We start from the raw sequence: 17,884 nt of genomic DNA on the forward strand, positions 1-17,884 counted from the left end.
GACGGTGGATGGGCAACTTGTCCAGCGATGCCCAACTAAGACCCAAGGCCAGAATCTCTTGCCCAATCGCTGCAGAGAGCTCCGGCAAAAGCCTCGTGAGGGCCAGTGGTCGATATGGGGCAAGTCCGAGCGACATGGGGCAAGCATGAGCACTGTTTTTTCAGTCGAGCGTGGATGAACACGTTCTGAAACCGAGGCGATAGAGTTATCGGCACCTTACGGAGTTCAATAAAACAATTTGAGCAAAAATACATTGGACGGCTACAGTCTTCGGGACTGCATCAGTTTCGAATGGGAAGACGCGTTATCGAAGGCCACAAGATCAGATCGATCCGCAGGCGTTTGGGGCTGACCCAAAAGGCACTGGCTGAAGTGATGAAAGTCGATCAAGGCACCATCAGCCGTTGGGAACGCGGGGTCGAGACGCCTCGCCCGGCGCGGCAGGTCTTACTGGAAGAGCTTCTGATTGCGCAAGATGAGCACGTGGCATTGGCACGGGCCAAAGCCTTTGTTCGGCAAGACCTCCTTCCGTCCACCCTTCTGGACGCAAGACTGCGGCTGATCGAGATGTCGGCCTCTGCCCGGCGTCACTTTATCGACCGTGGTTACAACCCGGAGTCCTTGCTTGGTAAGTCCCTTGATCAATTTGTTCTAAGGGAAAATCTGACCCATCTGGAAACAGCATTGCAGGCGTCCGGACTATTGCGCGGAGAGACCATCTTTTTCCGATTTGTTCGAAACCATAAAGGCAAGGGACACTCGACAGTCTACGAGGCGGTGTTTCAGGCCGGGGAGGTGGTCGCGATCTTGAATTATGTCACCGCCTATTTCGATCTTCCAAAGACGGATGGCGATGTCATCGAGTTGATCGAGGCTGTTCCCCGTGATGATCCCGGCTCGGTCAACGTCCTCTTCCGCGGTCCCAACGCAGACGACGCAATCCTGGCCGTTCATGGCCCGAGGCAACACGCAGGATAAGGCGCGCGATCATCAGTCTGAAGCAATCCCTGTCAAACGCATATTTCCGCCCTTTGTTTTCTTGCAGGGGTTGTGAATAGTCGTGATGTGGTTGTGCCAGCGACATGCCCTCATGCCGCTTTTTCCGAGTGACGCAAACTTGGCTGACGCAAACTGGTTTTCGCACGATGTCACTCTCAACGCTGCTCTGCCCCATGGGGCAATGGTTGACGGAACACAGACCGAGAGGCCTTGCTGTTTTTGGTCTTGCGACACTGCTCTCGACGGTTGCGCATTCGAGCGAATGGCAGGTCACGCGCGTCAATGGAGCGCCGTCCCTCAACGGCCCGACGCTCTCATTTCAAACGGATGGACGCTTTAACGGGTCCACGGGCTGCAACCGTTTCAGTGGGGAGGCGCAATTTCAGGACGGCGCATTGCTTGTCAGCAGGCCGGTTGCGTCCACGCGCATGGCCTGTCCGGGCGACGGATTGAGTCAGCAGGAAGACTCGATGATCGCCTTGTTCGAAGGGTGGATCGAAGCCACCTACGATCCACTGCGTGACATCCTGCGCCTGAGCAAGGGCGACGCGGTCCTCGATCTTGTCGCACTTGCAGACACCCCCTTGAGCCCCTTGCCCCAGCCCCATGCCGGTCTCGACCGCCCAAGGGGAGAACCGCCTTACGTGAACCCGTTTGGCCTGTCCGAAGACATGCCAGTGCGCGCCGCACCTGACGCATCCTCTGACGTTCTGGGGGTGGCATTCATGGGGCAGGTTCTGCGAAACGAAGGCTGCGACGGTGCATGGTGCCGGGTCGCAACACTTGACGGCACATTAAGCGGCTGGGCAGAGCGCGCCGGTCTTGAAACCTCGGGGTCAGCACTCAGGGCGGGGCAGGGTGTGTTCGATGCGACAGGGCAAGTTCCCTGTGCGCAAGGCGTCGGTGCGCCGATGACTCGCTGCGCCATGGGGGTTGCCCGTGACGCAGGAGGCTCTGCCACGGTCGTCGTGACGAGGCCTGATGGCATCACCCGCATCCTGTTCTTCACGGAAGGCGCGTTTGTCAGCGCAGACACAAGTCAGGCGGGGGGTGGCTTTGACAGCAGCGCAACACGTGACGGCGATCTGACCAAGATCACTGTTGATGACGAACGATACGAGATTCCCGATGCCGTCCTCTTAGGCGGTTAACCACAACAGCGCTTCATTTGCACAAGGACATGAGCAAGATGACCCAATCCAGACTGCTTCCATCACTTGCCATTTTTGCAGCAACATTCGGGTCAGCGGCATATGCCGAGATCCCGCCATTCACCGCGCAATGCCCGACAGGGATCACGGTGACATGGGATCCCGCCGGGAACGTGCGCGTGAACGGAACCCCTGCGAGCGTGCGCATGTACAACCGCAACTATTTCGAAGCGACGGCAGGGGGCATTGATTTCCCCATCAGCACGGATGAAGACGGGAGCAACTTGCTCGTGGGATACAATCCGCCGGGCAACGCGGGTGGCTTCTGCACGATTGTGTCTCAGGGGTCTGCCTCGGGTCCGTCCGATACGACGGCCGGTGCCGACGGGCCGGACTTCTTCTCGATCAGTGTAAACGGCCGTCTCAATGTGCGGTCTTCGCCATCATCCTCAGCCTCGGTTGTCGGGAAATTGCCCAGTGGCACCGTCGTTCAGAACCTTGGCTGTCGCCAAAGCGAAGGGCGTACATGGTGTCACATCGCGGACGGAGACGCGTCCGGCTGGGCGGCTGCGGACTTCCTGTCCGAAACGAGCGGCCCGGTCCGTGGCGCCCGCGCGACACCGGTGGTGCAGGGGGGCGGAATGGCCAGTCATACCGTCGAACGGGTCAAATTCCCTCGTGGAGCCAGCGGTACGGAGTTCACCGACAGCCTCGATCCCGGGACCTCTCGTCGCTACTTGCTCAGGGCGCGCAATGGACAGTTTCTCTATTTCCGCCTTGCCGCAAACGGGACGGGCATGACCTATGTGATCTACAATCCCGATGGGTCCGTCCTGCTGGACGAGATGAGTTCCAACCAGGAATACCGCGGCCAGCTTTGGCAGTCCGGCGACCATATCATCGAGGTCTACAACACGTCGAACGGCGCGCAGTCTTACAACGTGATCTTCGGGATCAACTGACGCGCGGTCATTCAAAAACCCAAAACAGCAAAGGAGAGGGATACCATGCTGAACCCTATGAAACTCATCGGAGGCTTGAGCGCGCTGGCAGCTTTGACCGCATGCGTGGAAACATCAGGGGGCTCCTCAAGTGCCCAGATGGCCCCGGCGGCTGGCGGTCTGCCCTTCATCGAAGGTAGTTTCGGAGCGAGCGATGCTGCAACCAATGCGTGCCTCACTCTGCTGACGTCGCAGACAACCGGCGGTGTGCGCGTGGTCGGCTCAGAGTTTTCGCAGGCCAACAGTGTGGTCTACATGCGCGTCGGGGCAAACGGTGCGCCGTGGCGCTGTCTGGTCGGGGATGACGGAAGCAACCCGTCGACGATGTTCATGGGAAGCGAAGGGTCGCTTTGATCTTGTCGGTTTGAGCAATCCCCCGCGCCGCACTGCTGTGCGCGGGGGCAATGCAGACTGCTGACCCAAGAGGGTCGATACCGCCGCGCAAGCAGCGGCGTTTGATGTGAGCGCCTTCGGCCAAGGGACGGGGTTTCATCAAAGGGTCTAAAGAAAAGAAAGGGACAGAATGAAGACGATGTTCCAAGCTACGATCGGCGTTGTGGCGCTGGGCGGTCTCGTTGGGTGTGTCGAAACAACCGGGTCCGGCAGTACTCCGAGCGGGGTCGTCGCTCCGCCGGGTATGGTTGACGAATGCATCCGGCAAATCCGCGTTGGCCAACCCGATGCCAGCATCAACACACGCGCGCCGATCACCGCCGGGCCGGACAATCGGGTTTTTGTGGGCATGAGTGTCAACGAGGCGAGCTATGGTTGCCGGATCGAAGATGACGGCAGCTATACCGCCTTTCCGCAGTTCGCCAACTGAGCCTTGAATGGCGTCCGCGTGCAGATGGATCGTTCGGATCGCCTGGGCCTATTACCTCGGGGCGCTGGCGTTGCTCCTGATCGGAACCTTCGGGCTTTTCGGTCAGGAGCGTGACCCCTTGTCAGCCGTTTTCCTGATCCCGATTGGCGTGCCATGGATATTCTGGCTCGATGGGCTGAGCGAGACTTTGAAACCGTGGGCCGCAGCTTTTGCACCTGTGCTGAATCTGATCATCCTCGGAACTCTATGCCGACTGATCGGCAGGAAGTCATGACAAGCCCGTGCCGATCACCATCGAGATCTTCAAGGCACGTATGACATGACGATCTCCGTCAAGGCGCAGCGTTCCGGTCCCGAGGCCTTGGCGTATCCCCGAGCACGCTTGGTCTGGCTGGATTTGGCCCGCACGATTGCGCTTCTGGCCATGATCGTCTTTCACTTCGCGCGCGACCTGGAAATCTTCGGGTATATCGACGCCGGGACCACCTTGCGCGGTGGCTGGGCTTTGTCCGCACGATGGATCGCGGGCACGTTCATAGTCCTTTCGGGGATCAGTTTTGTGTTGGCGCATGGCGCGGACATGCGTTGGCAAGCTTGGGCGCGGCGCGTTTTTCAAATCACGTTGGCTGCGGCATTGGTCAGTGTCGCGACATATATCGCGTTTCCGGACCGGTTTGTTTATTTCGGTATTCTCCACCTGATCGCCGTATCCAGTATCCTCGGCGTCGTGCTGCTGCATTTACCGGGTCTGGTTCTGCTGGTTTTGGCAGGACTGATCCTGCTCATGCAAAGCACCGTCCCGGACCTTTTTCATACGCCCTGGCTGGCATGGACCGGACTGAGCACATCTATCCGGCCCTCGCTTGATTTTCTGCCGCTGGTCCCCTGGTTTTCCGGTTTTGTCGCAGGCATGGCCGCTGCGAAACTGATCCCGCTGGCCAAGCTTGATGTTCGCGGGGCGCCTCGAACCTTGATCGCATCAATGTCTTGGCCCGGACGACACAGTCTGGCGGTGTATCTTCTCCATCAGCCGCTCTTGCTGGGAAGCATATGGCTCTTCACGAAGCTCCCGGCATGGTAGTGTGTACCCGCCTCAAACATGGTCCGCCGCGCAAGGCGGCTCCGATCCTGAACGGACGTGTCCGAAAAATGGAGAACACCAAAGTCCGCCTGTCCTTTGCCGCCTGAGCGTGGCGCATCGGTGTTCAGCCCAAGCGCGCCTGATAGTGGTCGAAAGTTCTGCGGACACCCTCGGCAAGGCTGACCCCGGGCCAGGTCCCGATCAGCCGCAGCAGTGGTCCGTTGTCCAGTTCGGGTGGGGACGGGCGCAGGGTCTTCGATGGGGTGATCCTCGCGTCCGGCGCAAGGGCGAGGATCGCGGCGATCACGTCATCGGTGCTTTCTACCTGCGTTGTCAGGTCGCTGACGACTGGGCCATCCGGCGTGGCGTGCAGGCAACGCATCATGATCTCCGTCACTTCGTCCACATGCTGAAAACACATGCGGCTGGCAAATGGCATCGTGTAGGGATGACCTTCTGCAGCGGCCTTGATCGCAAGGGTGATGGCTGCTGTCTCTCCGACCTCGCGACCGGGGCCATAGACGACATTCGGGCGCAGGCCGACCGATGGCAGACCGTGGTCGAGGAAATAAACCTTGGACGCCTCCTCGCAGGCGCGTTTCCAGACGCCGTAGAGATTGTGCGGACCGTCATGCGGCGGGCGGGGGCGGGCGGCGATGGAACTTGTGTAAAGGAACCTGCCGATGCCCAGCCGCCGCGCAACGTCGAGCATGTTGAGATGACCGATCACGTTGACCTCCGCCCCCAGGGCCGGAGTGTCGCGGCAGGCGGGGATCACCAAAGCCGCCAGATGGACGATGGCGCGGATCGCGTGGGTCTCGGCGATGGTGGTCACGGCGGCGGAGTCGCGAATGTCCCCCGCAAGATGTGTGGCGCGGGCGTCGCCTTGGGCCGCTTTCAAGTCAAGTGTGACGACGGTTTCCCCGGCATCAAGCAGCCGGGCCGTCAGCGCACGACCAAGAAAGCCGCCGCCGCCGGTAACAAGGACTGGGCCGATCCCGCTCATGAACACATCCCCTGACCGCCGTTCACGTCGAGCAATTGGCCGGTGATGAAACCCGCTTCCTCGGATGCGAGAAAGGCCACCGCCGCCGCGACATCCTCGACTCGGCCATTACGGCGCATCGGGATCTGCGCCAGCGCCGCGTCGCGTTCTGCCTGTGTCATGCGTTCCGACAGCAGCCGGTCCACCCGGGGCGTCAGGATCGCGCCGGGGCAGACGGCGTTGCAGGTGATGCCATGCGGGCCGAATTCCTGTGCCAGTTGCAGCGTCATGGATTGCACCGCGCCCTTGGCCGCGACGTAGTTCGCGCCGGTGAACAGACTTCCTTAGCGTCCCGCCTTGGACCCGAGGTTGATGATCCGGCCAAACCCCCGTTCCAGCATGTGCGGCAGCACGGCCCGTGTCAGGCGCACGGCGGCGGTCACGTTGAGCGCCATGACCGTCTCCCAGTGCGTGTCTGTTTCTTCGAGGAATGGCCGGGGCGTGTGCAGCGACCCGCCTGCGTTGTTGACCAGCGTGTCGAAGCGCAGACCGTCGTCCGACAGGTGTGCCACAACGGCGCGGATCTCGTCTGCGTCCATCAGGTCGACACCTTCGAACCGGATGCCGGCCGCTCCGGGCCTGTCTTGCGCTATGGCGATGGCCTCGGCGTTCTTGTCGAGCACTACGACCGTGGCGCCTTCGGCCGAAAGGCGCTCGGCCATGGCAAGGCCCAGCCCGTCCGCAGCGGCAGAGATCAGGGCGGTGCGGTTTTCGAAACGGCGCATCTGGTCCCTCACAACGTTGCGTAGTCCGAACAGTCCCGGTGACTGGCCGCCGGATCGACCTTGGCGTCGATCACAACCGGGCCACCCATCGCATGCGCCTCGCGCAGCGCATCGCCCATCTGATCACCCTCCGTGATCGTCAGGCCCTTGCCGCCCAGCCCCTCGGCCACCTTGGCGAAATCGTGGTCGAGGAAATCCACCGCGATCTTCTGGTTGCCCAGATTGTCGCGCACCATGCCGAGGCCTGCATTGTTTGCCACCACATAGACCACATCCAGCCCGCGTTCGGCTGCGGTGGCGATGGCATCCATCGTCATGACGAAACCGCCGTCGCCGATAACGCCTGTCACGCGCTTGTCGGGGGCAACGACCTTGGCACCCGTTGCCGCCGGTGTCGACCAGCCCATGCCGCCGATGCCGCCCGGTGCAATGAGCTGGTTGGGGTGGCGCAAGGGCAGGCGCGTGGTGGCCCAGATCCGGTTTGTGCCCGCGTCGAGTGTCAGAAGGTCATTCCCGGTCAGGAAGCCCTGCAATCCGCGCATGATGTCGGCGTAATGCATGGTGCCGGGGCGGGTGGGGAACACCGGCAGCACGCCATAATCGTTCTCGGTCTTGATGCGTGCAATGGCCTCTTTGCGTTTCGCGACCAGCGCCGCGTCATGGGGCCGCGTGTTGTTCAGAAGGGTCGCGACCTCGCCCACATCGCCCGTCACGGCCTGATCGACGGGCACGACCCAACCGGCATTGAGCGGATCGTGATCGACCTGGATGATGGTCTGCTCGCCCGGCCGGATCATCTTTTCGTCGCGGAAACGCGTGTATTCCGGTCCAAGCGAACATCCCAGCACAAGGATCACATCAGCCGCCTGCACCGCACGGTTGGCTGCAGCAGACCCCCAGGTGCCCATCATGCCGGTGGCGACGTCGCAGGTCTCGTCAATCGTGCCCTTGCCATGATAGCTCGACGCGATGGCGATCCCGTTTCTTTCGGCATAGGCTTGGAGCGTGGGCCCGCAACGCGTCGCATAGACGCCGTTGCCGACGATGATCACGGGGTGCTCTGCGTTTTCCAGCGTGTCGGCGATCCGGCCCACCGCCTCGCGATCCGGGCGCGGCGGCGTGTAGCGCAGGTGGCCCTCCACATCGTACAGCCGTGCGCGGGGATGCTCGGGCATTTCCTGCTTGATGACATTCGTGCGCATCACCACCGCCGCCGGACCCTGCCGGGGCGTCATTGCGTGTTTGACCGCCAATTGCGTGCCATAGACGGCCTCGGTCGGGGTGGTCGCGTAGGTGGCGTATTTCGTCATGGTCTTGAGAACGGCAAAGGCGTCGGCGGCACCGTAATCACCGGTCATCGTCTGGTAGACGCCATGCTGAGCAAACCCGTCATAACACGATGTGTCGGTCAGAACGACCATCGGCGAGGACGAGAAATAGCCCTCGAGGATGCCGAAGGCTCCGGTCGAGGTGGCAAACGGGCCTTGTGCCATCAAGAGCCCCGGCTTGCCGGTCATCTTGCCCGCGACCTGTGCCATGACGCTTGCGCTTTGTTCACTGCGGGCGAGCACCACATCGAATTCGTCCCGACGGGCGTGAAACGCGGGAAGCGACCAGGTGATACCAAGGCCGGGAAGCGTGAATCCGCGCGTGATGCCCGCGTCGAGAAAGGTGGCGATGACGCCTTCGTTGGTCAGCATGAGGGATGGTCCTTACTTGAACGACAGCAGGAACAGGCTGATCTGTGGGAAAAACAGGATCAGCAGCAGTCCTACGACAATGGTGGCGATGAAGGGCAGAACCCGTTTCGAAACCTGTTCGATGGTCAGTCCCGATATGCCGCAGGCGACGAATAGGTTCACGCCCAGCGGTGGTGTGAGAAACCCGATCTCGGAGGTGACGACGAGGATGATGCCGAAATGAACCGGGTCGATGCCCAACTGCTTGATCAGCGGCAACAGGATCGGGGTCAGGATGATGACCGTCGACAGGGTCTCCATAAAGGTGCCGAGAACGATCAGGATGGCCGCGATCAGCAGCAGCATCAGGATCGGGTCGCTGGTGATGTCCAGAAGGGCCGCCGCGATTTTCTGCGGGATCAGGTTCAGCGCCAGGAACTCGCCAAAGAAGATGGCCGTGCCCATAATGACGATCAGCCCGCCGCAGACCGTGCTGGCCTCCGACAGCGATGCCCAGATGTCGGTCAGTCCGATGCTGCGCTTGATCACGACCCCGACCAGCAGCGCATAGGCCACGGCAACGACCGACGCCTCGACCGGCGTGAAGATGCCGCCATAGATCCCGCCGAGAATGACGAAAGGTGTGGCCAGCGAGAACTTGGCGTTCCACAGCGCAGTCAGGAACTCGCGCCGGTCGAATTGCCGGACCGACCCGCGGTACCCGTTCCGGCGCGACAGAAACCATGTTGTCGCCACCAGCAAGGCACCCATCAGGATGCCGGGCAACAGCCCCGCGAGGAAAAGATCGCCGATCGAAACCGATGCTAGCACGCCGTAGACGATCATCGGATTGGAGGGCGGCAGAAGAATGCCAAGCGTTCCGCCTGACGAGGCGACGGCTGCCGCGAAATCCTTGGGGTATCCGTCGTCCTTCATGGCCGGGATCAGCAGCGTGCCGATGGCCGCGACCGTGCCCGGACCCGACCCCGAGATGGCCGCGAAGAACATGCAACTCAGGATTGTCACGATGGCCAGCCCGCCATAGGCCTGCCCGACGATGGCGCGCATCACGTCGATGATGTCTCGGGTGATCCCGGCGCGGCTCATGATGGCGCCGGCCAGCACGAAATTCGGAATGGCGAGCAGGGGGAACTTGTCGACCCCATCGAAAAGGCTGTGCGCCAGCGACTCCAGCGGAATGGGCGAGGTCAGAAGCTCGATCAGGGAAGGCACGCCCAGCGTGGCAAAGATTGGCACACCGAGCATCAGGCAGCCGAGGAAGACAAGGATGAAGATCATGCCCCGTCCTCCGCGCTTGAGACGGCATCACCGGCCTCGTCCGCAACGATCGGCGTTCCGTACCGCCAATGCATCCATTGACGCTGGACGATGCGCAGGATCATCAGCGCATGGGCCACCGGGATGATCAGGTAAAGCCACGAAAGCGGCAGGAAGAGCGCGGTCGAATAGACCGGGAATTTCAGCATCCGCAGAAACAGCAGGATACCGGCCCAGACGACAAACGCATTGAAGACGATCCAGATCGCGTCCGCCAGCAGCAGCGCGACCGAGCGCCCGCCCGGGAACCAGCGGATGAACAGCGTCACCCTGATATGGGTGCCCCGTTGCGCGGCAAGACTGGCCGAGATGTAGACGAAGATGACAAAGGCGAAGCGCGAGATTTCCTCGCTCCAGGTCAGACCGGTTTGCAGCGCGTATCGGAAAAAGACCTGCAGCCCGAGCACGACCACAAGCAGCGCGAGGGACAGGTTCGCAAAAACCAGTTCGAAACGGTCGAGATAGCGTGACAGGCGGCCGGTCATCGGCGCACTCCTCGGGGTCGGGTCTGAGTGGCGTTTGCAGGTCCCGCGCCCGGACCATGCGATCCGGATGCGGGAGCGTCAGGCGTGAGTGGTGGTCGCGAAGGCCGGCAATCAGAAGCTGCCGGTGTCCTTGTACTTCATGGTCATGTCGACCCAGTCCTTGCCGCCTCCGACCAGATCGTAAAGCTGCGGCCATGCACCTTGTGCCTTTTCGGCCCAGACCTCGGGGTCCTGCAATTCGCAGAAGGTGACGCCGTGGTTCTCGGTCAGCGCCTTGTGGACGCGGGCCTTGTTCTCGGCCACATATGCAGCATGTGAGACATCCACCTCATCGGCGGATTTCAGAATGATCGCGCGGTCCTCCTCGGACAGCCCCGCAAAGAACGGCTCGTTGATGATGACCACTGCGGCCAGCGGCAGATAAGTGGCTTCGGTGACGTATTTGATGTGCTCGTGGAAACCCATGTCGAGGATCACGTCCGTCGGACTGTCGAAGCTGTCCACAACTCCGGTCGCGATGGCGCCAAAGGTCTCGCCCCAGGCGATGGGGTAGGTCGAGACACCCCAGCTTTCCCACATGGCGGTCATGACCGGGTTCTTCGGAGCACGGATCTTGAGGCCTTGAAGATCGTCGATGCTGTCGATGCACTGGTCCTTTGCAAACAGGCTGCGGAACGAATTGGTGAATCCGCCGACAACACGCAGGCTGCCGCTTTCAGCGAGCACGCGTGTGTTCAGCTCATCGCGAAACGGTCCCGCCCGCAGCAATCCGCCATCTCCGGTCAGATCGTCCGGGCTCGAATTGAGATAGGGCAGAACAAGCACGTTGAGCGACGGGGCCAGTTGGGCCACGTTGTTCGAGGTGATGCCGCCCATCTGCACGGTGCCCAACTGCACCTTCTGGGCAATGGCCTGTTCGGTGCCCATGACACCGCCATCCAGAACCTCGATCTTGATTGCGCCGTTCGAATTGGCCGCGACGCGCTCCGCCAATTGATGGGCGTAGACCCCGTAGGTGTGTTCTGCCGGGCAGCAATGGGCAAAGGTCAGTGTGACGCGCGGCTCTGCACTTGCCGATGACGCGGCAAGAACGCCGAAAAGGGACAGCACGCCCAGACAGGCGAGGCTGAGCAATCCGTATGCAAGTCGTTTCATGGTCTCCTCCTTGGACATTGTGTCAGTCTGGTTTCCGGCCGGGTTCGTCCCGGCGCATGTGTGGGGCGGGTGTCTTGAAGCGCGGTTCTTCCAAACCGCGGACGCCCAGCCCTTCTATGGCAAACAATCCTCCGGCCATTCTGTCCTGCGCCCGGTCGGCATCGGACAACAGGAACGTGGCCGAGGTCACGAACAGCACGTCCAACTCCGGTCCACCGAAGCTGCACATGGTCGGGCAGCGCGTCGGCACCGGGATCCTGCGCAATAGCGCGCCCTCCGGCGAAAACTGTGCCACCGCGTTGCCTTCGAACAAGGCACCCCAATAGTGCCCCTGCGAATCCACCGTTGCTCCGTCGATCCGCCCATCATAAACGCTTGTGTCGATGAAGGGCCTGCGCGCCGAGATCGCGCCGGTGATTGGGTCTAGGTCGTAGCGATAGGATCGGTCCTTGCGGCTGTCCGAGAAATACAGCGTGCGGTCATCGGGCGAAAAAGCGATCCCGTTCGAGACCGTGAAACCGTCGTCGATCTTGCTCCAGCCGAGATCCGATTCCAGCCGGTAGAGTGCGGCATTCGGTGCCGAGAAATCCTGATTCATGCTGCCACACCAGAACCGCCCCTGCCGGTCTACCTTGCCGTCATTCAGGCGGGTGTCCTGCTGGTCCGGGTCCGGGTCACCGATCCAGTCAACCTCGGCCACGCCGTCCGGCCCCAGATCCACCAGTCCGAACCCGCGACGAAACCCTGCGATCAACCGCGCATCGTCGCAAAGTCCGATAGAGCCGATCACATCCGGGACCGTCCAGAACCGCGCGTCCCGGCCATCGGCGCGGGCGGACCAGATCCTCCGCGCAAGGCTGTCGATCCAGAACAGCCGGTCTTGGCGTGCATCCCAGAGAGGGCATTCGCCAAGCCGCGCCGGTCCTTGCCAGATGCAGGTGATGATCGGCTCCGGTGCCGCAGCGATGCTGCTGGCGTCATGTCGGGCGATGCCGGCCATGGCTCCTCCTCCGCGGCGGCGTTGCTGATGCAAGGAGGCTAGCGGGAATCGATAACCCGAGATAATGTATTTATTGATAGAGTTAAATTTACAAAATGAAGACCTCACTTCGACAACTCGGCTACGTGGTCTCTGCTGCGCGACATGGGTCGATCAGTGGCGCGGCGCAGGCCGAGAACATCTCCACCTCGTCGATCCTCGCTGCGATCGACGCCTTCGAAGAGGAATTCGGCATCCAGGTCTTCGTGCGGCAGCGCTCGAAAGGTCTGTCCACCACGGCCGCCGGCCACCGGGCGATGGCCCGGACGATCAGGTTGCTGGATGAAACGGCGGCGTTTTCGGAAGAATTGCGCGGCAGCGACACCCGCCTCGAGCGAGAACTGCATGTCGGTGCCTTCACGTCGATCTCGCCCAGCATTGCGCCACAGGTCATCCGGGACCTGCGCGTCGCGCATCCGGGGCTTACGGTGCATCTGAACGAGGGCGACATCATGTCGATCCAGAACCGGCTGCGCGATGGCCGGGTCGATGTCCTGCTGACCTATGATGCCGGTCTGTACGAAGACTTCGTTGCAGAGCCATTGGTCAAGGCACCCCCGCATGTCGTTCTTGCCGCGACGGACCCCCTCGCGGCAAAGGACGTGATCTCTTTGCGGGATCTCACCAATCATCCTCTGCTGCTGCTGAACTTGCCCCAATCACGAAACTACGTGCTGTCGCTTTTCGAACGGCACGCGGTGTCTCCGGGTCCGATCCAGCGCCTTGAATCCTTCGAAATGGTCCGCAGCGCCGCAGCCGCCGGTCTGGGTGTCGCACTGCTCAACATCCGTCCGCCCAGCGACGTCACCTATAGCGGGCTGAAGGTCGTCTGCCGTCCTCTCGCCGAAAGCGATCCCAGCCCCAGCATCGTGCTTGCCACGCGGTCCGGTGGCCGCATCAGCCGCAGATCACAGGCCTTCGTGGAATCCTGCAGAGCCTTTTTTGCAACGCCTGCCGCGCAGGCGCTCTTTGTCGGTTCCTGACGCAGCGAACACGAGGGATGGATTGGTAGTCTGCAGGCGATGCGCCAGCGGGGCAGGGTGGGGTCGACCGACAGGGGGCGGGTCGTGTGTGCGCTCATCCGGTCATCAGCGGGAAGACATCCCGAAGTCGCGGTGACCGAAGCCAGAGACCGACCCACAGGGTGACCCCAAGATAGAGCCCGAACAGCGTATGGCTGAACAGAAGGGCTTCGACGCGCAGTTGGCTCGCGATCGCGCCACCGAGCAGACCCGTCATCAGGACCGCGCCCAAAAGGCTGGTAGCGGGGTAGAGATAGAGCAGGGTGAGCCCGATCTCGAGAAGGCCGATCATCAGGACATAGCGTTGCGGCCAACCAAGAGCGTCAAATGAGCTGGTCGCGGCGTCCAGGCCCAGAAGCTTCGGGGCCGCGGACGCGCCGACCATGAACAGGGCAAAAAGGCCCGAGAGAATCCAACCCGTCTTCGCCATTGCTTCAACCTTGTCCCAAGCCAGATCACCGCTCAACCGGAAGTGCTTTCCAACGTCAGAACCGGGTCGAACCCGCCGAAGATCATGCGCTGTCCGTCCATGGGCATCTCGGCCATGGCGTCCATGCCCTCACCGGCTTCCATCGCGGCCATGCAGGCATCGCGGGTCGGTTTGTCGGGCCATTCGATCCAGGAGAACACCACTGTCTCACCAGGCTTGCATTGGACCGCCATTGGAAAGGACGTGACTTTTCCATCGGGCACGTCATCGCCCCAGGCCTCGGTGCAGCGCAGCGCACCGGCTGGAGCAAAGATACGGTCCCACGCCTCTCTGGCGTGCGCGATGTAGTCGGCTTTGCGATCGGTCGGTACAGCAGCGACGAATCCGTCGATATAGGGCATGGGGACCTCCTATCCGTTACGACTCGCAGGTTGACACGAATATAAGTTGATATCAACATAAAGGTCATGAACACCGTTTTGCCCTTCGCCGCCACGCTCGAGGTTCGCGACCGTTGCCTGTGCTTCCGGGCGCAGCGGGCGGCGCGTGCGCTCGCCCGTCGGTTCGACGCCGCGTTCCGGCCTTTCGGCATCACCAACGGCCAGTTCTCGCTGATGATGTCGCTGAACCGGCCCGAGCCGCCTACGATCGGCGAGGTCGCGCCGTTCCTCGCGATGGACCGAACGACCCTGACCGCGGCGCTCAAGCCTCTGACTCGACAAGGTCTCGTGGAAATCGTTCCGGACAAGACCGACGCGCGGGCGCGCCGGCTCGCTCTGACCGAGAAGGGGCATGCGCTGCTGACTCAGGCGCTGCCGGTCTGGCGTGCTGAACATGACGCGGTCGACCGTCTTCTTCTCGCGCTCGAAGGCGCACTGGATCTCGACCACCTGCGCGACGGCCTCGGGCGGCTCGGTGAAGCCAACCGCGCCGCGCCTCACGCCTCCGACCCGAAAGGAGAGACGCCATGACCGACCGACCCAACTCCCGCTGCTGCATATTCCTCAGGACCGGGGCCGAGGAGGCTGCCCGCTTCTATGCCGAGACGCTTCCGGACACCCATATGGAGAATGTCCAGCCCATCGGCCCCGGCATGGCGATTGTCCTCTGGCGCTGCCTCGGCACACCCTACATGCTGATGGACGGCAACGAGACTTTCGAGCCGCGGCACGATCATTCGATCTCGGTCACGACACTGGATCAGGACGAGACGGATCGCCTTTGGGCTGCGCTGACCGAGGGCGGAACGGAAGGGCGCTGCGGCTGGTTGCAGGACCGTTTCGGGCTCCACTGGCAGATCGTTCCCGCCGCACTTTCGCATATGCTGTCCGATCCCGACCGGGAGGCTGCGGGCCGGGCACAGGCGGCGATGTTGGGGATGACAAGGATCGACATCTCAGCGATGCAAGCGGCTTTCGACGGGCAGGGCGGATGACCGGTGTTCTGACCACCTGCGACTAGGTGCGCGGCTTGGTCCGAGACCTGTGGATCCCGTGGATGCAGATGGGCTTCCGCAACCCGCCCGCCGCCGATGTGAGGAGGACCCATGATTCCTGACGACAAGATCGACGTGGAAAACGTGAAAGCGTCGGGCCGAACCGAGCGGGTTTTCGCCTTGCCGTATCGTCGAAAGGACCGAGCATGATCACAGATGTCGAGGATTTCTTTGCCAAAGGGTGCGGTCGCTGCGACAGGTTCGGCACGTCAGCATGTTCTGCGCAACTCTGGGCCACAGGTCTGGCCAGGCTTCGCGACATCTGCCTGTCGGCCGATCTCGAAGAGGTCGTGCGGTGGGGCCAAGCCTGCTATCGCCATGCAGGTCGCAACATCGCCATCCTTGGGGCATATCAGGACAGGTTCGTTTTGGGGTTCTTCAACGCGGCGCTGATGAAGGACCCGGAGGGCATCCTGAAGAAGCCGGGACCAAACACGCAACACGCCAATTCAATCTACTTTACGGATAATGCGCAGGTAGCGGCTCTGGAAAAGACGATCCTCGCGTATCTTGAGGAGGCGAAGCGCTATGCCGAGGAGGGGAAAAAGCCGCCAAGAGCCGAGCACGATCTGGAATTGCCCCAAGAGCTGGTGGAGGCGATGGATGCCGATTTCGAACTTGCAGAGGCCTTCCACGCGCTGACGCCTGGCCGCCAGCGCAGCTACGTCATCAACCTTAACGCTGCGAAAAAAACAGAAACGCGGATCCACCGGATCGAGAAATTTCGCGACAAGATCATCGACGGCAAGGGCGCGAACGAGCGTTGATCCTGAGGTGCGCAGATCAGTGCGTCCGCCGATGCCGCGCAGAAGAATAGGATATGCCAATTCTACGCAAGGCTGCGTCCTCCGCCATTCTTTGCTAAGATCGAATGGGACTGTCTTACTTGTCGCTTTGGAGGATGCCCGCGTGACGTGGAAGCCCGAAAAATACTCCTCCGCCAGCCCCTATCTGATGGTTCGGGACGCAGAGCTGACTTTGACGTTTGTCGAAGCCGTCTTCGGCGCAACCCGACTGCGTGTTCATCAACGAAAAGACGGGCCCGGGATCGCCCACGCCGAGGCGCGGATAGATGACACGATCATCATGATGGGTGAGGTGCCGGAGGCAGCCGAAGCTCATATCCATGTATACGTGCCTGACGTTGAGACGACTTTCGCGAAGGCCATCGCCGCGGGCGGGAAACTCGTGCAGGAGCTGAAACGCTCTGGCGACGGCGATCATCGCGGGGGCGTCGCGGACGGCAATGGCATCGTCTGGTGGATTTCCACCCAAGACGACGACCGGGACTAGGACCATGCGTTGGGAGGATATCGTCCAACTCGCAACCCAATGGCCCGAGGTCGAACAGGCCGTCTCCTACGGCGAGCCGTCGCTGAAAGTCCGCAAGAGCCTGCTGACCCGGCACCGTGTCGATGACGACAGCCTCGTGCTGATCGATGTGCCTGTCGATGAGCGCGACCATCTGATCGAGATGATGCCAGAAGCTTTTTTCGTCGAACCGCACTATCACGGCCATGACATCGTCCTGGCACGTCTGAGCCATCTGCCGCCTGACATCGCCAAGCGACTGCTGGAGCGCCGCTGGCGGAACACCGCGACCAAGCGGGCCATCGCGCAATACGACAGAGCTTCACCGCGAGCATAATATTCCCCCCAGGCAACAAGCGGCCTTGTCAGCGTAGATCGACCTCCGAAGGCAAACGGTCATGCACTGTCCGGGAAGGCCGCCGTTATTCGCGTCCGGAGCCTTGTTGCCGGTCGCAGCGAAGGTCCAATTCGGGGTGGTTGTCCATATGGGGTAGGCCGCAGAATCCTTCCGGTCGCCCGTATCTCTCGGCGATCATGCTTCACGCCGCGATCGGGCGACACCATCTGGCGGGTTGCACGTGTGGCAGGTGCCGGCGGACATGAACGCCCCGAACACAATCCTGCGCAGAAGGGATGATCGGTCCAAGCACAAAGAAACGGTGTCTTGAGCACTGCCCTGCATCTTGGCGACCCGTGCGAAGCCTCGCGTTCGAGCGTGACTGTGGAGGATCGCACAGACCTGCCAAGTGGTCGGCTGTCTATGCTCCACTTGAGATCACGCGCAACCACCGCCGTTCACATGTCTTCGCGCGGCATAGGGTGGCGGATCATCGTTCGCGTGCATATGGTGTGCACAGCGGGTGCGTTCCAAATGTCGGCGGCCCCGAGGAGAACACTGAATGACTTTGAACGCAGCCACCGCGGTCGCGCGCCTATCCTGTGCCCCGATGATGGATGGTGGAGATTCATGCTCTATTTCAATGGGTTGCATAGCGTCGTGTGCAGCTCATGTTCGTGTTTCGATCGCGTGAATTCGTACTTCGTCGTATGCATTTCGGTTTGCGAAGCCGATTGGAACGAGATTGTATTCGGTATTACCGCATCG

General features: G+C 61.6%; 22 protein-coding genes and 1 pseudogene. 13 read left to right on the plus strand and 10 right to left on the minus strand.

Features of this window, described 5'->3' with window-relative positions; translation table 11 throughout:
* Nucleotides 1-291: 291 nt before the first annotated feature.
* The 6 genes from MRY75_RS16440 (at nucleotide 292) to MRY75_RS16465 (ending at nucleotide 4,248) form a co-directional block, all read left to right on the plus strand.
* On the plus strand, nucleotides 292-978 hold the full coding sequence (locus tag MRY75_RS16440; protein ID WP_292309087.1) for a helix-turn-helix transcriptional regulator: 687 nt from the start codon (nucleotides 292-294) through the stop codon (nucleotides 976-978).
* 194 nt (nucleotides 979-1,172) lie between these two features.
* Nucleotides 1,173-2,150 carry an META domain-containing protein gene (locus MRY75_RS16445; RefSeq protein WP_292309108.1) on the plus strand — a complete coding sequence of 326 codons (978 nt, stop codon included), beginning with the start codon at nucleotides 1,173-1,175 and terminating at the stop codon, nucleotides 2,148-2,150.
* A gap of 29 nt (nucleotides 2,151-2,179) precedes the next feature.
* Complete coding sequence (locus tag MRY75_RS16450; protein WP_292309088.1) at nucleotides 2,180-3,112, plus strand: SH3 domain-containing protein; 933 nt, start codon at nucleotides 2,180-2,182, stop codon at nucleotides 3,110-3,112.
* A 45-nt stretch (nucleotides 3,113-3,157) separates the two neighbouring features.
* Nucleotides 3,158-3,505 (plus strand): hypothetical protein, encoded by a 348-nt coding sequence (locus MRY75_RS16455; RefSeq protein ID WP_292309089.1) that lies wholly within the window; start codon nucleotides 3,158-3,160, stop codon nucleotides 3,503-3,505.
* A 169-nt stretch (nucleotides 3,506-3,674) separates the two neighbouring features.
* Nucleotides 3,675-3,974 carry a hypothetical protein gene (locus MRY75_RS16460; protein WP_292309090.1) on the plus strand — a complete coding sequence of 100 codons (300 nt, stop codon included), beginning with the start codon at nucleotides 3,675-3,677 and terminating at the stop codon, nucleotides 3,972-3,974.
* A 7-nt stretch (nucleotides 3,975-3,981) separates the two neighbouring features.
* Complete coding sequence (locus tag MRY75_RS16465) at nucleotides 3,982-4,248, plus strand: hypothetical protein (RefSeq protein ID WP_292309091.1); 267 nt, start codon at nucleotides 3,982-3,984, stop codon at nucleotides 4,246-4,248.
* Nucleotides 4,249-4,277: 29 nt separating this feature from the next.
* On the opposite strand, the gene MRY75_RS16470 is transcribed toward MRY75_RS16465, so the two are convergent.
* Nucleotides 4,278-4,400, minus strand: a complete 123-nt coding sequence (locus MRY75_RS16470) for a hypothetical protein (RefSeq protein ID WP_292309092.1) — start codon at nucleotides 4,398-4,400, stop codon at nucleotides 4,278-4,280.
* Here MRY75_RS16470 and MRY75_RS16475 point away from each other — a divergent pair.
* On the plus strand, nucleotides 4,399-5,055 hold the full coding sequence (locus MRY75_RS16475) for a heparan-alpha-glucosaminide N-acetyltransferase (protein ID WP_292309093.1): 657 nt from the start codon (nucleotides 4,399-4,401) through the stop codon (nucleotides 5,053-5,055). The two genes, MRY75_RS16470 and MRY75_RS16475, sit on opposite strands and share 2 nt — an antisense overlap.
* Nucleotides 5,056-5,179: 124 nt before the next feature.
* Here the strand turns inward: MRY75_RS16475 and MRY75_RS16480 are convergent, their stop codons facing one another.
* The 7 genes and pseudogenes from MRY75_RS16480 to MRY75_RS16510 form a co-directional block, all read right to left on the minus strand.
* The gene (locus MRY75_RS16480; protein ID WP_292309094.1) at nucleotides 5,180-6,061 is read right to left on the minus strand and encodes an NAD(P)-dependent oxidoreductase; all 882 of its coding nucleotides are present in this window, start codon (nucleotides 6,059-6,061) and stop codon (nucleotides 5,180-5,182) included.
* Nucleotides 6,058-6,825 (minus strand): annotated as a pseudogene (locus MRY75_RS16485) (SDR family NAD(P)-dependent oxidoreductase). Before MRY75_RS16485 ends, MRY75_RS16480 begins: the two are co-directional and overlap by 4 nt.
* A gap of 8 nt (nucleotides 6,826-6,833) precedes the next feature.
* Nucleotides 6,834-8,525 carry a thiamine pyrophosphate-binding protein gene (locus MRY75_RS16490; RefSeq protein ID WP_292309095.1) on the minus strand — a complete coding sequence of 564 codons (1,692 nt, stop codon included), beginning with the start codon at nucleotides 8,523-8,525 and terminating at the stop codon, nucleotides 6,834-6,836.
* A 12-nt stretch (nucleotides 8,526-8,537) separates the two neighbouring features.
* Nucleotides 8,538-9,803, minus strand: coding sequence for a TRAP transporter large permease (locus tag MRY75_RS16495; RefSeq protein WP_292309096.1), 1,266 nt, complete (start codon nucleotides 9,801-9,803; stop codon nucleotides 8,538-8,540).
* Entirely contained in the window at nucleotides 9,800-10,327 is a 528-nt protein-coding gene (locus MRY75_RS16500; protein ID WP_292309097.1) for a TRAP transporter small permease, read from the minus strand. Before MRY75_RS16500 ends, MRY75_RS16495 begins: the two co-directional genes overlap by 4 nt.
* A 111-nt stretch (nucleotides 10,328-10,438) precedes the next feature.
* Complete coding sequence (locus tag MRY75_RS16505) at nucleotides 10,439-11,482, minus strand: TRAP transporter substrate-binding protein (RefSeq protein WP_292309098.1); 1,044 nt, start codon at nucleotides 11,480-11,482, stop codon at nucleotides 10,439-10,441.
* 22 nt (nucleotides 11,483-11,504) lie between these two features.
* Nucleotides 11,505-12,482: an SMP-30/gluconolactonase/LRE family protein gene (locus tag MRY75_RS16510; RefSeq protein ID WP_292309099.1), complete on the minus strand. Its 978-nt coding sequence runs from the start codon at nucleotides 12,480-12,482 to the stop codon at nucleotides 11,505-11,507.
* Nucleotides 12,483-12,577: 95 nt separating this feature from the next.
* Here MRY75_RS16510 and MRY75_RS16515 point away from each other — a divergent pair, with 95 nt between their 5' ends.
* The gene (locus MRY75_RS16515) at nucleotides 12,578-13,504 is read left to right on the plus strand and encodes a LysR substrate-binding domain-containing protein (protein WP_292309100.1); all 927 of its coding nucleotides are present in this window, start codon (nucleotides 12,578-12,580) and stop codon (nucleotides 13,502-13,504) included.
* 94 nt (nucleotides 13,505-13,598) lie between these two features.
* Here the strand turns inward: MRY75_RS16515 and MRY75_RS16520 are convergent, their stop codons facing one another.
* Nucleotides 13,599-13,973 carry a DoxX family protein gene (locus MRY75_RS16520; RefSeq protein WP_292309101.1) on the minus strand — a complete coding sequence of 125 codons (375 nt, stop codon included), beginning with the start codon at nucleotides 13,971-13,973 and terminating at the stop codon, nucleotides 13,599-13,601.
* Nucleotides 13,974-14,005: 32 nt separating this feature from the next.
* A complete protein-coding gene (locus MRY75_RS16525; RefSeq protein ID WP_292309102.1) occupies nucleotides 14,006-14,374 on the minus strand; it encodes a DUF1428 domain-containing protein in 369 nt (122 codons plus the stop codon).
* Between the two features lie 66 nt (nucleotides 14,375-14,440).
* On the opposite strand from MRY75_RS16525, the gene MRY75_RS16530 reads away from it, so the two are divergent.
* From MRY75_RS16530 to MRY75_RS16550, 5 genes are all read left to right on the plus strand, one after another.
* Nucleotides 14,441-14,944 carry a MarR family transcriptional regulator gene (locus MRY75_RS16530; RefSeq protein ID WP_292309103.1) on the plus strand — a complete coding sequence of 168 codons (504 nt, stop codon included), beginning with the start codon at nucleotides 14,441-14,443 and terminating at the stop codon, nucleotides 14,942-14,944.
* On the plus strand, nucleotides 14,941-15,408 hold the full coding sequence (locus MRY75_RS16535) for a VOC family protein (protein WP_292309104.1): 468 nt from the start codon (nucleotides 14,941-14,943) through the stop codon (nucleotides 15,406-15,408). The genes MRY75_RS16530 and MRY75_RS16535 overlap by 4 nt, the downstream gene beginning before the upstream one ends.
* A 206-nt stretch (nucleotides 15,409-15,614) precedes the next feature.
* Nucleotides 15,615-16,235 carry a YdeI family protein gene (locus MRY75_RS16540; protein WP_292309105.1) on the plus strand — a complete coding sequence of 207 codons (621 nt, stop codon included), beginning with the start codon at nucleotides 15,615-15,617 and terminating at the stop codon, nucleotides 16,233-16,235.
* A gap of 142 nt (nucleotides 16,236-16,377) precedes the next feature.
* Nucleotides 16,378-16,761 (plus strand): VOC family protein, encoded by a 384-nt coding sequence (locus MRY75_RS16545; RefSeq protein ID WP_292309106.1) that lies wholly within the window; start codon nucleotides 16,378-16,380, stop codon nucleotides 16,759-16,761.
* A 4-nt stretch (nucleotides 16,762-16,765) separates the two neighbouring features.
* The gene (locus MRY75_RS16550; protein WP_292309107.1) at nucleotides 16,766-17,116 is read left to right on the plus strand and encodes a hypothetical protein; all 351 of its coding nucleotides are present in this window, start codon (nucleotides 16,766-16,768) and stop codon (nucleotides 17,114-17,116) included.
* Nucleotides 17,117-17,884: the final 768 nt, after the last annotated feature.

The organism is Marivita sp., from assembly GCF_022763305.1.
Classification (GTDB): Bacteria; Pseudomonadota; Alphaproteobacteria; order Rhodobacterales; family Rhodobacteraceae; genus Marivita.

What these genes read in the sequence shown, in the direction of transcription:
- MRY75_RS16440 (WP_292309087.1), top strand. Translation starts at nt 292, where the DNA reads ATGGGAAGACGCGTTATCGAAGGCCACAAGATCAGATCGATCCGCAGG.
- MRY75_RS16445 (WP_292309108.1), top strand. Translation starts at nt 1,173, where the DNA reads ATGGGGCAATGGTTGACGGAACACAGACCGAGAGGCCTTGCTGTTTTT.
- MRY75_RS16450 (WP_292309088.1), top strand. Translation starts at nt 2,180, where the DNA reads ATGAGCAAGATGACCCAATCCAGACTGCTTCCATCACTTGCCATTTTT.
- MRY75_RS16455 (WP_292309089.1), top strand. Translation starts at nt 3,158, where the DNA reads ATGCTGAACCCTATGAAACTCATCGGAGGCTTGAGCGCGCTGGCAGCT.
- MRY75_RS16460 (WP_292309090.1), top strand. Translation starts at nt 3,675, where the DNA reads ATGAAGACGATGTTCCAAGCTACGATCGGCGTTGTGGCGCTGGGCGGT.
- MRY75_RS16465 (WP_292309091.1), top strand. Translation starts at nt 3,982, where the DNA reads ATGGCGTCCGCGTGCAGATGGATCGTTCGGATCGCCTGGGCCTATTAC.
- MRY75_RS16475 (WP_292309093.1), top strand. Translation starts at nt 4,399, where the DNA reads ATGATCGTCTTTCACTTCGCGCGCGACCTGGAAATCTTCGGGTATATC.
- MRY75_RS16470 (WP_292309092.1), bottom strand. Translation starts at nt 4,400, where the DNA reads ATGGCCAGAAGCGCAATCGTGCGGGCCAAATCCAGCCAGACCAAGCGT.
- MRY75_RS16480 (WP_292309094.1), bottom strand. Translation starts at nt 6,061, where the DNA reads ATGAGCGGGATCGGCCCAGTCCTTGTTACCGGCGGCGGCGGCTTTCTT.
- MRY75_RS16490 (WP_292309095.1), bottom strand. Translation starts at nt 8,525, where the DNA reads ATGCTGACCAACGAAGGCGTCATCGCCACCTTTCTCGACGCGGGCATC.
- MRY75_RS16495 (WP_292309096.1), bottom strand. Translation starts at nt 9,803, where the DNA reads ATGATCTTCATCCTTGTCTTCCTCGGCTGCCTGATGCTCGGTGTGCCA.
- MRY75_RS16500 (WP_292309097.1), bottom strand. Translation starts at nt 10,327, where the DNA reads ATGACCGGCCGCCTGTCACGCTATCTCGACCGTTTCGAACTGGTTTTT.
- MRY75_RS16505 (WP_292309098.1), bottom strand. Translation starts at nt 11,482, where the DNA reads ATGAAACGACTTGCATACGGATTGCTCAGCCTCGCCTGTCTGGGCGTG.
- MRY75_RS16510 (WP_292309099.1), bottom strand. Translation starts at nt 12,482, where the DNA reads ATGGCCGGCATCGCCCGACATGACGCCAGCAGCATCGCTGCGGCACCG.
- MRY75_RS16515 (WP_292309100.1), top strand. Translation starts at nt 12,578, where the DNA reads ATGAAGACCTCACTTCGACAACTCGGCTACGTGGTCTCTGCTGCGCGA.
- MRY75_RS16520 (WP_292309101.1), bottom strand. Translation starts at nt 13,973, where the DNA reads ATGGCGAAGACGGGTTGGATTCTCTCGGGCCTTTTTGCCCTGTTCATG.
- MRY75_RS16525 (WP_292309102.1), bottom strand. Translation starts at nt 14,374, where the DNA reads ATGCCCTATATCGACGGATTCGTCGCTGCTGTACCGACCGATCGCAAA.
- MRY75_RS16530 (WP_292309103.1), top strand. Translation starts at nt 14,441, where the DNA reads ATGAACACCGTTTTGCCCTTCGCCGCCACGCTCGAGGTTCGCGACCGT.
- MRY75_RS16535 (WP_292309104.1), top strand. Translation starts at nt 14,941, where the DNA reads ATGACCGACCGACCCAACTCCCGCTGCTGCATATTCCTCAGGACCGGG.
- MRY75_RS16540 (WP_292309105.1), top strand. Translation starts at nt 15,615, where the DNA reads ATGATCACAGATGTCGAGGATTTCTTTGCCAAAGGGTGCGGTCGCTGC.
- MRY75_RS16550 (WP_292309107.1), top strand. Translation starts at nt 16,766, where the DNA reads ATGCGTTGGGAGGATATCGTCCAACTCGCAACCCAATGGCCCGAGGTC.